The organism is Kutzneria sp. CA-103260 (assembly GCF_018263855.1).
Classification (GTDB): domain Bacteria; phylum Actinomycetota; class Actinomycetes; order Mycobacteriales; family Pseudonocardiaceae; genus Kutzneria.
The window spans coordinates 6,261,657-6,273,256 of sequence record NZ_CP073318.1 but is presented as its reverse complement, the minus strand read 5'-3'; the positions used below and the strand labels follow the sequence as shown (position 1 = coordinate 6,273,256).

Here is an 11,600-nt window from a genome sequence, read left to right as displayed (position 1 = left end):
CGCCGCAGGGGGAGCACCGCCATGTCCACCGAGTCGTCTACCGGCACGCCCGGACGGGTTCGCCCGCTCCGGCTGCTGGTGGCACTCGCGCTGTCCCTGGTGGTGATCTCGGCCAGCAACTACCTGCTGACGGTGATCGGCACCGCGATCTTCTCCGCGCCCGACGACTTCTGCGCGTTCCAGCTGCGGTACTCGGTGCCGATGACGCTGGAATGGGTCGCCCTGGCCACGATCGTGTGGGGTGTGCTCGTGCACTACACGACCCGGCCGGCGTGGTGGTTCTACCAGGTCACGCGGGTGTTCGTGGTGGTGGCGTGGGCGGCCAGCCTGTTCACCCTGGCGACCTGGCGGTCGGTGCTGGGTGTGGTGACCCTGGACATCATGGTGGTGGTCGGCGCGACCGTGACCTATCTGGCCCTGACCAGGATCGCGCCGACCAACCAGTTGGCTACTGCCTGAGCATCTCGGCGACGAGGAAGGCCAGCTCCAGCGACTGCTGCGTGTTCAGCCGCGGGTCGCAGGCCGTCTCGTAGCGGCCGGCCAGGTCGTCGTCGGAGATCTCCTGGGCGCCGCCCAGGCACTCGGTGACGTCTTCGCCGGTGAGCTCGATGTGGATGCCGCCGGGGTGGGTGCCCAGCTGGCGGTGCACCTCGAAGAAGCCCTGCACCTCGTCGACGATGCGGTCGAAGTGGCGGGTCTTGTAGCCGGTGGTCGACTCGTGGGTGTTGCCGTGCATCGGGTCGCACTGCCAGACCACCAGGTGGCCGGAGGCGGTGACCTTCTCCACGATGGCCGGCAGCACGTCGCGGACCTTGTGGTTGCCCATCCGGGAGATCAGGGTCAGCCGGCCCGGCACGTTGTTCGGGTCGAGGCGTTCCACGTACTCCACGGCCATCTCGGGCGTGGTGGTGGGGCCGATCTTCAGGCCGATCGGGTTGGCGATCAGCTCGGCCAGCGCGATGTGCGCGCCGTCGAGCTGGCGGGTGCGCTCGCCGACCCACAGGAAGTGCGAGGACAGGTCGTACAGCTTGGTGTGCTCGCCGTCGTGGTCCAGGTCCAGCCGCAGCATGGCCCGCTCGTAGTCCAGCAGCAGGGCCTCGTGGCTGGCGAAGATCTCCACGGTGTGCAGCGAGGTGTCGGTCACCCCGCAGGCCGACATGAAGCGCAGGCCGCGGTCGATCTCGCTGGCCAGCTTCTCGTAGCGCTCGCCGGCCCGGGAGGTGCGGACGAAGTCCTTGTTCCAGTCGTGGACCTTGGTCAGGTCGGCCATGCCGGTCGCGGTGGAGGCGCGCAGCAGGTTCATCGCGGCGCTGGCGTTGGCGTACGCGCGGATCATGCGCGACGGGTCCGGCACGCGGGCCTCGGGTGTGGCGACCAGGGAGTTGACGATGTCGCCGCGGTAGACCGGCAGGCCGAGGGAGTCCACGCCCTGGGAGCGGGGCTTGGCGTACTGGCCGGCGATGCGGGCGACCTTGACCACCGGCAGGCTCGCGCCGTAGGTGAGCACGACGGCCATCTGCAGCAGGGTGCGGACGTTGGCGCGGATGTGGGGCTCGGTGTTGCTGGCGAATGTCTCCGCGCAGTCGCCGCCCTGCAGCAGGAAGGCCTCGCCGCGGGCAACCTCGGCCAGCCGGCCGCGTAGCAGGTCGACCTCGGCCGGCACGGTGATCGGCGGCACGCTCTCCAGCACTGTGCGGGCCATCTTGGTCTGTTCGGCGTCGGGCCACTCGGGCTGCTGTGCGGCCGGGCGGGCCAGTGCCTCGTCGAGTTTCGTGCGCAGCGTCGGGGGCAGCGGCGGCAACTCGGGCAGAGTGTCCACCGGCACGTCCACGGTCCAGTTCACGGGCTCAAGGGTACGGGGTGGCCTTTGTTGATCGGTGCCGATCCGGGCTTCTTGGTGACCAGCGACGCTCGATCGTGGGCGAGGATGTGGCGATGACCTCAACACCCGTCACCGCCCTGAGCGCCCACGACGCGCTCGCCCTGCTCCGGACGGCCGTCGACAACGTGCGGCGTGACTATCCGGTGCACTGGACCCACGTCATCGACGGTGACAACGATCTGGTGCCGCAGCGGGCGGTGCACCCCGCGTTCGCCGGCTCCTTCGACTGGCACTCGTGCGTGCACCAGACCTGGCTCATCGTCCGGTTACGGCGGCTGCTGCCGTCGCTGCCGATCGATGGCGGCGAGGTGCTCGACCAGCTGCTGACGCCGGAGAACTGCCAGGTCGAGGCCGACTTCTTCGCCTCCGACCGGGGCCGCAGCTGGGAGCGTCCGTACGGCTGGGCGTGGCTGCTCACCCTGGACGCCGAGCTGCGCCTGGCCGGTTTCCCCTGGGCCGACGCCCTGCGGCCGCTGGCCTCGACGCTGCGCCGGCGGTGGCTGGAGTGGATCCGTGCCACCCGGCTGCCGATCCGGGTCGGCGCCCACCAGAACACCGCCTACGCCGCCGGTCTGGTGTTGAACGCCGCCCGGGCCGTCGGGGACGAGGAGTTGGCGGCCAGCTGCGTCGACGCCGCCCGTCGTTGGTACCTCGGCGACGTGGCCTACGGCGCGTACGAGCCGGACGCCTACGACTTCCTCTCGCCGGCTCTGGTTGAGGCCGACCTCATGCGCCGAGCTCTGCCGGCGGCCGAGTTCTCGTCCTGGTTCGATGCTTTCCTGCCCGATCTCGACGCCCCGCGCTGGGCTTCGCTGCGTGCGCCCGTCGTGGTCGACGACCCCACCGATCCGTTCCAGTCGCACCTGGCCGGGCTGGCCCTGAGCCGTTCGTGGTGCTGGCGCGACCTGGCGCCCGCGCTGCCTTCCCGGTTCGCTTCGTTGGCCCTGGCCGCGGCGGCCGAGCACCGCACCGCCGGCTGGAGCTACGTCTTCGGCAACGGCTACGGGGCCGAGCACTGGCTGGGCAGCTTCGCCGCCTACCTCGACCTCGGCGCCCTTGACTCCGGGCCGAATCAGAACTAAACAGAACCATCCGGGTGGGAAAGCGGGTGGATTCGGGTGTACGCACGGGAGCGTCAGCAGCGCATCGCCGCGCTGGCCCGCTCCGCCGGCAAGGTCGACGTCGTGGGCCTGGCCGCCGACCTCGGCGTGACCCCCGAGACCATCCGCCGCGACCTCACCACCCTTGAGGAGCACGGCCTGCTTCGGCGGGTGCACGGCGGGGCCATTCCGGCCGAGCGCTGGGGTCTCGAACCCCAGCTGGCCGCCCGCGAGACCGTCATGACCGCCGAGAAGGAACGCATCGCCCGTGCCGCGTTGGAGCACCTCCCGCCAGAGGGCTCCATCCTCATCGAGTCCGGCTCCACTCCGGCCAAGCTCGCCTCGTTGCTCCCGCACGACCGGGCCCTTACCGTCATCACCCCCGCGCTTCCGGTTGCCCTCGCCCTGGCCGCCCACCCTCTGCTGACGGTCCTGACCCTCGGCGGCCGCGTCCGCTCCACCACCCTCGCCGAGGTCGACTCCTGGGCCGCCGCCCGCCTCCGCGACGTCTACGCCGACGTGGCGTTCCTTGGCACCAACGGCCTTTCCGTGGGGCGTGGCCTCACCACTCCTGACCATGCTGAGGCCGAGCTCAAGAGTCTGATGGTTCGGGCCGCCCGCAAGACGGTGTTGCTGGCCGACCACAGCAAGGTCGGCACCGTCTGCCTGCACCGGTACGCCGAGTTGTCGGATGTCGACCTGCTCATCACCGACGACGGCCTGGCCCCGGAACTGGCAGCCGAGATCGAGGCGGCGGGGCCGGCGGTGGTGCGAGCATGAACATCCCCCGCCACTCCCAAGGGGGGCGACCCCGGACCCAGTCTACCAGCGCCGATGTCATGTTGATCTTGTTTGGCCGTCGCTTGTGGACAACTCGGCGGTTGTGGATGGCGGTGGCCGCGTGATCGTCACCCTCACGCCCAATCCCGCCATTGACCGGACCGTCGCCATTCCTGCCTTGATCCGGGGCGAGGTGCTGCGCGCGTCGGCCCCGATGGTGGAGGCCAGCGGCAAGGGCGTGAATGTGGCGAAGGCGCTGCTTGGCAACGGTCGTGCAGCGAAGGCGGTCTTGGTGGCGGACCGGGCGCTGCGGGAGTTGCTGACCGAGGCGGGGGTGCCGTTCGAGGCGGTCGACGGGGCGGTGCGCACGAACGTGAGCCTGCTCGAACCGGACGGCACGGTGACCAAGGTCAATGAGCCGGGGGCGGAACTGTCCGAAGAGGACCGTAGCCGGCTGGTGGGGATGGCCCTGGCGGCCGGGGGAGAGCTGATCGCGGCGAGCGGGAGCCTGCCGCCGGGCGTGCCGAGCGACTTCTATGCGGAGCTGGTGGACCGGGCGTCGGTGCCGGTGGCGGTGGACACCTCGGGCCCGGCCCTGAAGGCGGTCGTGGCCGCGCGGCCGATGGTGGTGAAGCCCAACCTGGACGAGTTGGCCGAGCTGGTCGGTCGGCGGCCGCAAACGCTTGCGGGCGTGGTGGAAGCGGCTGATGCGGTCCGGGCTGAGGGGGCTCGCGCCGTGCTGGTGAGCCTGGGTGCCGACGGGGCGCTGCTGGTGGACGAGAGCGGCCCGACCCACGGCGAGTCCGTTGTGGACCGTCCACGCAACACGGTCGGCGCGGGCGATGCGCTGCTGGCCGGCTTTCTCGCCGGCGGCCTGGCCGAGGCCCTGGCCTACGCGTCGGCGGCGGTCCGGCACCTCGGCACGCACGCCCCGCCGGTGACGGCCGCGGACCGGGCGTCGGTCCGCCTGCACGAGCACGTCGATGGCAACCGACGGCTGGGATGAAGGAGGAATTGGATGCGCACAGTCGTGGTAGGGGACCACTTCATCCCCGCCGAGTACTACGTGAAGGCGCTGCGCGAGGTGTGCGGCCCGGACTTCGGACCGGTCACGCCGGTGGACTGGGCCGGCGACAAGAAGGCGCAGCACACTGCCCAGCAACGCATGGAGTGGGACGGGCCGGAGGCGGTGCCGGCGCCGCAGGAGATCATCGACGCGGTGGCTGACGCGGAAGTGCTGGCGTTGCACTTCGCACCGGTGCCGAAGGCGGTCCTGGACGCGGCTCCCGCACTGAAGGCGGTCGTGGTGGCGCGAGCCGGTCTGGAGAACGTGGACCGGGCGGCGGCCAAGGAACGCGGCATCGAGGTGTTCGGGGTGGCCGGCCGCAACGCGAGCGCGGTGGCGGAGCTGGCGATCGGCCTGATGCTGTCGGAGGCCCGCGACATCGCCCGGGCCGACGCGTCGATCAAGACCGGCGGCTGGCGCAAGGAGTTCCCGTCGCCGGGGCAGGAGATCGGATCGTCCACGGTCGGCCTGGTCGGCTTCGGGCATGTCGGCCGGCACCTGGCCGGCAAGCTCCGGGGCTTTGCGCCGCGGCTGCTCGTGCACGATCCCTTCGTGTACGACGAGGAGCTGGCGGAGTTCGGAGCCGAACGGGCCGAGCTGCGGGAGGTCTTTGCGGAGTCGGACTTCCTCAGCCTCCAGGCCCGGGTCACGCCGGAGAACGAGCGGTTCATCGGGGCGGAGCTGCTGGGGCTGATGAAGCCGACGGCCTACTTCCTCAACGTCGGCCGCAGCCGGCTGCTCGACTACGACGAGCTGTACCGGGTGCTGGCCGAGGGCCGCATCGCGGGCGCGGCGCTCGACGTGTACGACGAGGAGCCGCTGCCGGCGGACTCGCCGTGGCGCAAGCTCGACAACGTCACCCTGACCCCGCACTACGCCGGTGACACGCTGGCTACCAACCGGACCTCGGCGCGTCTGGTAGCCGAGCGGATCGCCTCGCTGTGACCGGCTATCTGCTGGGCGTCGACGCTGGTCAGACGGCCACCAAGGCGGTGCTGTTCGACCTCGCCGGCCGGCCGGTCGCGGTCGGCTCGACCCGGTGTCCCACCGTGAATCCCCATCCGCGCTGGGTCGAGCGGGACATGGACGACGTGTGGACGGCCGCCGCCGACGCTATCCGTCAGTGCACTGTTGACGCGCCGGGCGAGATCCTGGCCGTCGGCGTGGTCGGCCACAACGACGGCATGTACGCCGTGGACGCCGCCGGGCGGCCGGTGCGGCCGGGCATCACGGCGATGGATTCCCGGGCCTACCAAGAGGTCGAGCGCTGGCGGCCGGTGTTCGACGAGGTGCTGGCGCTGACCGGCCAGGTGCCGTTCGAGGCCTCACCGGCCGCGTTGTCCGCGCACCTGCTGCGGCACGAACCGGCGGTCATGGACTCCGCGCGGTGGCTGCTGTTCTGCAAGGACTGGCTGCGGCTCCGGCTGACCGGCGAGGTCGCGACCGACCGCACCGAGGCCAGCGCCTCGTTCTGTGCCGTGCGGACGGGGGAGTACAGCGACCGTGCCCTGGAGTTGTTGGGGCTCAGCGGTTTGCGGGACAAGCTGCCGCCGATTCGGGGCTGTGCCGAGGTTGTCGGCACCGTGACGGCCGAAGCCGCCGAACGGACCGGCCTGGCCGTCGGCACTCCCGTCGTCGGCGGCGCGCACGACGTCGACGGTGCTGCCATCGGTGATGGCGTGCTGCACGCCGGCCAGCTTTCCTTGGTGGCTGGCACTTTCAGCATCAACCAGGTTATCTCCGACGCGGTGTCGACCGACCCCCGGTGGCAGGCCCGGGGTTTCCTCACGCCCGGCCGCTGGCTCAACATGTCCACCTCGCCGGCGTCGGCCACCAATCTGGACTGGCTGCTGCGCACTGTCACCGGCCCCATCCCGCACGACGAGATCGACGCCGAAATCCTTGCTGTGTCAGGTGATCCATCCGACGTCGTGTTCCATCCCTTCCTCTACGGCTCCCCGCACGGCCCCGGTGCATCGGCCTCTTTCCTCGGTCTGCGGGGCTGGCACTCCCGCGGCCATCTGCTCCGCGCCTTGTACGAGGGCGTGGTGTGCAACCACCGCACTCACGTGGAAGCGTTGCGGGAGGCGTTCCCGATGGGTTCCGTGGCCAGGCTTTCCGGCGGTGGCGCGAGAAGTTCCGTGTGGCCCCAGATGTTCGCCGACGGCCTGGGGGTCGACATCGAGATCACCGACACCGCCGAAGCCGGTGCCCGTGGCGCCGCCGTCCTCGCCGGTCTTGGCATCGGTATCTGGCCCGACCTGTCCGCCGCCGTCGCCGACACCGTCCGCGTCGACCGGCGCTTCGCCAAGGACCCCGTTGGCGTGCAACGCTTCGACGACATCTACGGCCGCTACCTCGACCTCGTTCACGCGCTCGAATCCTGACGTTCGTGTGGCGTGAGCCCGGCGTCTTCCCACCGGCTCACCGGCCGGCGCTAACGTCGGCCGGTGCGAAACCGGGGGGTTTGGGCGTTGTCGGCCGTGTTCCTGCTGGGAGCAGCCGGTTGCGGCTCTTCGATGGAGGTCATGCGGTCGCCGTCACAGGACGAGGTGGGTCAGCAGGCCGCGCCGCTCTCGCCGACAGCGACGGCGACGCACGCAGCACCCACTACCACCGTGGTGGTGCGGCATCCGCCCACCACGGGAGCGGCGGGGCAGGCGTGCCCGTACCTGACGCCCGAGACGGTGGGCCGAGCGCTCGGCGGTCGCCTGCTGGCGGGTTTGGCAGAACCGCAGCAGCAGTCATCGGCTCCAGGCAATGTCCACGGCTACACCTGCGGCTTCTACAATCCCGACCACGTCGACTGGATGGCCGCGCTGTCGGTGACGTTCCAGGACGTCGCGCCGAACACCGCCCTCACGGACCTGAAGGTCTGCCCGCCGAAGGAGACACCCGCCACCGGGGTGGGGGACATCGCCTCCTACTGCGTGATCTCGGAAACCAACATGGCGATCTTCGGCGCGGAGAAGATCGCGCACAACCAGATGATCGACGTGGAGGTCGAGACGACCCTGCCCGGCGCCAGCCGGGAGGCGTTGGGCTCCCTGGTCAAACAGGTGCTCGACGCGCAGTAGCCGGCTAGCCCAGCTGTTGCAGGCCGATCACCGACAGCAGGCGCAGCGCCTCCTGGGCCGGGGTGCCGGCCTCGGCGGTGAACAGCACGACCTCCTGATCACGTTCGGGCACCGCGAGAATGTCGCAGTTCAGGGTGATCGGCCCGAGCTGGGGGTGGTCGACGGTCTTGACCAGGTGCTGGTGGCCGGAGATCGCGGGGCTGGGCCACCGGGCGGCGAACTCGGGGCTGTGGCGCAGGAGTTCGCGGACGAGGTCCTGGGTGGCGCGGTCGTCGGGGTAGCGGGCGGCGGCGGCCCGCAGGTGGCCGACGGCGAACGCGCCGAAGTCGATGCCGCCGGAGATGCCGTAGTGGCGGCGGGGGTCGTCGGGATGCAGGAAGTAGCGGCGGATCAGGTTGCGTTCCCGGCGCGGCGTGGCCGAGAAGTCGTCCAGCAGGGCGGCGGCCAGTGGGTTCCAGGCCAGCACGTCGTACTTGGCGTCCAGCACGATGGCGGCGGTGTCGGGCATGCGCTCGATGAGGTCGAGGATCCGGTCCGGCACGTCGGCCGAGGGCCCGGTCGGCTTGATCGGCTCGTCGCAGAGGGTGTGCAGGTGGGCCCGCTCGACGTCGTTGAGACGCAGCGCCCGCCCGAGCGCGACCAGCACCCGCCGCGACGGATGCGGACCCCGGGCCTGCTCCAGCCGTGTGTAGTACTGCGTGGAGATGTGCGCCAGCTGGGCCACCTCCTCGCGGCGCAGGCCGGGCGTGCGGCGGGGGCCGTCGGCCGGCAGGCCCACGGTGGCGGGGGTCAGCAGTTCCCGGTGCAGCCTCAGGAACCGGCCCAGCTCACGCTTGTCCACACCTTGATGATGGTCCTCATCGCGCCGGTCAGCCAGGTACCGCCAGGGCCTGCCACGGGGCTCCCCGGCCGGCGCACGGTGAAGCCATGACCGAGAAAATGCTGGCAGACAAGATCGCGCTCGTCACCGGGGCCAGCCGGGGTATCGGGGCCGCGGCGGCCCGGCTGTTCGCCCGCGAGGGGGCGACGGTGGTGCTCGCCGCCCGCACCGAGAGCGCGTTGAAGGAACTGGCCGAGGACATTCCCGGCGCGTCCTATGTGGTCACCGACCTCGGTGACGTGGCGAGCATCGACAACGCCGTGGCCACCGTCGTCGAGCGGCACGGGCGGCTCGACATCGCCTTCAACAACGGCGCGGTGTCGGTGCCGCCGCACCCGATCGCCGACTTCCCCGAGGACGACTTCGACCTGATCATGCGAGTCAATCTCAAGGGCGTCTTCTACGCCGTGTCGGCCGAGGTGAAGGCTATGACCGAGGGCGGGGCGATCGTCAACAACAGCAGCGTGGGCAGCCTGATCGGCAACCCGGCGCTGCCGGCCTACGGCGCGGCCAAGCGAGCGGTCAACAGCATCACCGAGTCGGCCGCGGTGACCTATGGGCCGACCGGGATCCGGGTCAACGCCATCGCCCCGGGCCTGACGCTGACCGACATGGCCGAGGACTGGGACCGGTTCGACCCCGGCGTGCTCGACCGGATCGTCGCCGGCACGCCGCTGGGCCGAGGGGCCGCGCCGGAGGAGATCGCCGAGGCGGCGGCCTGGCTGCTCAGCGACCGCGCGTCGTACGTGACGGGCGTGGTGCTGCCGGTCACCGGCGGCACAGCGGTGTAGAACCCGGCCTGCGATCTAGTGCGGCGGTGTGATCGGCGCGTTCGCCCGGCAGTCGACCACCTCCGCGCGGGCCGTGGAGTAGGTGATGTCGCCGACGGTAGCGACGGGCGAACGCAGAGCGCATGAGTGGTTCCACCCGCACAGCTCTCCGACAGGTTCCCCGGAGGGAGCTCTGACCTGGCGCGGCAAGACTCGGGCCCGTGACCGCGATCCCGACCGCCGCCCGCGTCCGAGGGCTGACCACCGCCCAGTGGCTGCTGGCCCTGCTCGGCCTCAACGCCATGTGGGTGACCGACCTGCTGGTGATGGACGGCGGCCTGGACGACAACCTGCTCACCGTGTTCGGCCGGGCCACCGGCCTGTACGGGGCGCTGCTGCTGGTGTTCCAGCTGTTCCTGATCGCCCGCGTGCCCTGGCTGGAACGAGGCCTGGGCATGGACCAGATGACCCGCTGGCACCGCTGGACCGGCTTCTGGGTGCTGTGGCTGCTGCTGGCCCACGTCGTGTTCATCACGCTGGGCTACGCCGCCGCCGACGGCAGCCCGCTGCTCGACGAGTTCGGCACGCTGGTGTTCGACACCGACGACGTGCTGAAGGCGACGGCGGCGATGGTCCTGCTCGTGGTGGTGGCGGTGACCTCGGCCCGGGCCGCCCGGCGCATGATGCGTTACGAGACCTGGCATTTCGTCCACCTGTACGCCTATCTGGCGGTGATTCTCGGCTTCCTGCACCAGGTCACGGTCGGCCGCGACTTCGTGGGCTCGCCGCTCGCCACGGCCTACTGGTGGACGCTGTACGGCGCGTCACTGGCCGCCATCCTGCTGGCCCGGGTGCTGATTCCGTTGTGGCGCAACGCAAGGCACCAGCTGCGGGTGCACTCGGTGGTGCCCGAGTCGCCGACCGTGGTGTCGGTGTACATCACCGGCCGGCGTCTGCCCGAGCTGCCGGCGAGGGCCGGCCAGTTCTTCCTGTGGCGGTTCCTGACCCGGGACCGGTGGTGGGAGGCGCATCCGTACTCGCTGTCGGCGATGCCGGACGGCCGCAGCCTGCGGATCACGGTCAAGGCCCTGGGCGACGGCAGCGCCTGGCTGCGCACGATCCGGCCCGGCACCAGGGTTTTCGCCGAAGGACCGTACGGATCGTTCACGTCCGCCAAGCGCGGGAGCCGGGGCGCGCTGCTGATCGGCGGCGGCGTCGGCATCACGCCGATCCGGGCGCTGATGGAGGAGCTGCGCGGGGACATCGTCGCCGTGTACCGCGCGAACCAGTGGGAGGACACGGTGTTGGCGACCGAGCTGCGGCAGCTGGCCCAGCGCGCCCGGGCCCAGCTGCACATGGTCGTCGGCCCGGTCGACGACCGGCTGCTCAGCGCCGGGCACCTGGCTGCGCTGGTGCCGGACATCCGGCAGCGGGACGTGTTCGTGTGCGGGCCGCCCGGCATGACCGAAGCCGTCCTGGCCACCCTGCGGGCCCTGGACGTGCCCGCCGACCAGTGCCACGCCGAGCGCTTCGCGTTCGCCTCCTGAGAATTCGTCTGCTGAGAAAGGGATTCCCTCATGCGCCGAGCCGTTGTCGCCCTGGTGCTCACCGCCGCCGGCCTGGTGCCGCTGCTGCGGTACCACCCGAGCACCCCGACGGCCGCCGCCGTCACCCCGGCCGCCAACACCCCCAGCGCCGCCGCCCCGAGCTCATCGGCCCCGAGTTCGTCGGCCCCAAGCTCCTCCGGGCAACCCACGTCCGGCACGAGAACCGTGACCGGCTCCGAGGTGCAGACCGAGTTCGGCCCGTACCAGGTGCAGGCCACGTTCAACGGCCACACCATCACCGACGTGCAGCTGGTCGAGACGCCGTCGGACCGGCGCAGCCAGTTCATCGCCGAGTCCGCCGCCCCCACGTTGCGCCAGGAGGCGTTGCAGGCGCAGAGCGCCAAGATCGACACCGTCTCCGGGGCCACCGCCACCAGCGAGGCCTACGCCCAGTCCCTCCAGGCCGCCATCGACGCCGCCGCCTAAAACCGGTCGACA

General features: G+C 71.0%; 12 protein-coding genes. 10 read left to right on the top strand and 2 right to left on the bottom strand.

Features of this window, described 5'->3' with window-relative positions:
- Positions 1 to 21: 21 nt before the first annotated feature.
- The gene (locus JJ691_RS27445) at positions 22 to 459 is read left to right on the top strand and encodes a hypothetical protein (protein ID WP_211762506.1); all 438 of its coding nucleotides are present in this window, start codon (positions 22 to 24) and stop codon (positions 457 to 459) included.
- Here the strand turns inward: JJ691_RS27445 and JJ691_RS27440 are convergent.
- The gene (locus JJ691_RS27440) at positions 449 to 1,843 is read right to left on the bottom strand and encodes a class II 3-deoxy-7-phosphoheptulonate synthase (RefSeq protein WP_211762505.1); all 1,395 of its coding nucleotides are present in this window, start codon (positions 1,841 to 1,843) and stop codon (positions 449 to 451) included. The two genes, JJ691_RS27445 and JJ691_RS27440, sit on opposite strands and share 11 nt — an antisense overlap.
- A 92-nt stretch (positions 1,844 to 1,935) precedes the next feature.
- On the opposite strand from JJ691_RS27440, the gene JJ691_RS27435 reads away from it, so the two are divergent.
- From JJ691_RS27435 to JJ691_RS27410, 6 genes are all read left to right on the top strand, one after another.
- On the top strand, positions 1,936 to 2,964 hold the full coding sequence (locus JJ691_RS27435) for a DUF2891 domain-containing protein (protein ID WP_211762504.1): 1,029 nt from the start codon (positions 1,936 to 1,938) through the stop codon (positions 2,962 to 2,964).
- Between the two features lie 36 nt (positions 2,965 to 3,000).
- Complete coding sequence (locus JJ691_RS27430) at positions 3,001 to 3,762, top strand: DeoR/GlpR family DNA-binding transcription regulator (protein ID WP_211762503.1); 762 nt, start codon at positions 3,001 to 3,003, stop codon at positions 3,760 to 3,762.
- A gap of 121 nt (positions 3,763 to 3,883) precedes the next feature.
- Entirely contained in the window at positions 3,884 to 4,768 is an 885-nt protein-coding gene (locus JJ691_RS27425) for a 1-phosphofructokinase family hexose kinase (RefSeq protein WP_211762502.1), read from the top strand.
- Positions 4,769 to 4,780: 12 nt separating this feature from the next.
- Entirely contained in the window at positions 4,781 to 5,773 is a 993-nt protein-coding gene (locus tag JJ691_RS27420) for a 2-hydroxyacid dehydrogenase (protein WP_211762501.1), read from the top strand.
- Positions 5,770 to 7,215 carry an FGGY-family carbohydrate kinase gene (locus JJ691_RS27415; RefSeq protein WP_211762500.1) on the top strand — a complete coding sequence of 482 codons (1,446 nt, stop codon included), beginning with the start codon at positions 5,770 to 5,772 and terminating at the stop codon, positions 7,213 to 7,215. Before JJ691_RS27420 ends, JJ691_RS27415 begins: the two co-directional genes overlap by 4 nt.
- Positions 7,216 to 7,302: 87 nt before the next feature.
- Positions 7,303 to 7,905 carry a hypothetical protein gene (locus JJ691_RS27410; RefSeq protein WP_211762499.1) on the top strand — a complete coding sequence of 201 codons (603 nt, stop codon included), beginning with the start codon at positions 7,303 to 7,305 and terminating at the stop codon, positions 7,903 to 7,905.
- 4 nt (positions 7,906 to 7,909) lie between these two features.
- On the opposite strand, the gene JJ691_RS27405 is transcribed toward JJ691_RS27410, so the two are convergent.
- Positions 7,910 to 8,746 carry a helix-turn-helix transcriptional regulator gene (locus JJ691_RS27405; protein WP_211762498.1) on the bottom strand — a complete coding sequence of 279 codons (837 nt, stop codon included), beginning with the start codon at positions 8,744 to 8,746 and terminating at the stop codon, positions 7,910 to 7,912.
- An 86-nt stretch (positions 8,747 to 8,832) separates the two neighbouring features.
- On the opposite strand from JJ691_RS27405, the gene JJ691_RS27400 reads away from it, so the two are divergent.
- The 3 genes from JJ691_RS27400 (at position 8,833) to JJ691_RS27390 (ending at position 11,588) form a co-directional block, all read left to right on the top strand.
- Entirely contained in the window at positions 8,833 to 9,576 is a 744-nt protein-coding gene (locus JJ691_RS27400) for an SDR family NAD(P)-dependent oxidoreductase (protein WP_211762497.1), read from the top strand.
- Positions 9,577 to 9,776: 200 nt separating this feature from the next.
- Positions 9,777 to 11,102: a ferredoxin reductase family protein gene (locus JJ691_RS27395; RefSeq protein WP_249227053.1), complete on the top strand. Its 1,326-nt coding sequence runs from the start codon at positions 9,777 to 9,779 to the stop codon at positions 11,100 to 11,102.
- 30 nt (positions 11,103 to 11,132) lie between these two features.
- Positions 11,133 to 11,588, top strand: a complete 456-nt coding sequence (locus JJ691_RS27390; RefSeq protein ID WP_211762496.1) for an FMN-binding protein — start codon at positions 11,133 to 11,135, stop codon at positions 11,586 to 11,588.
- Positions 11,589 to 11,600 lie beyond the last annotated feature (12 nt).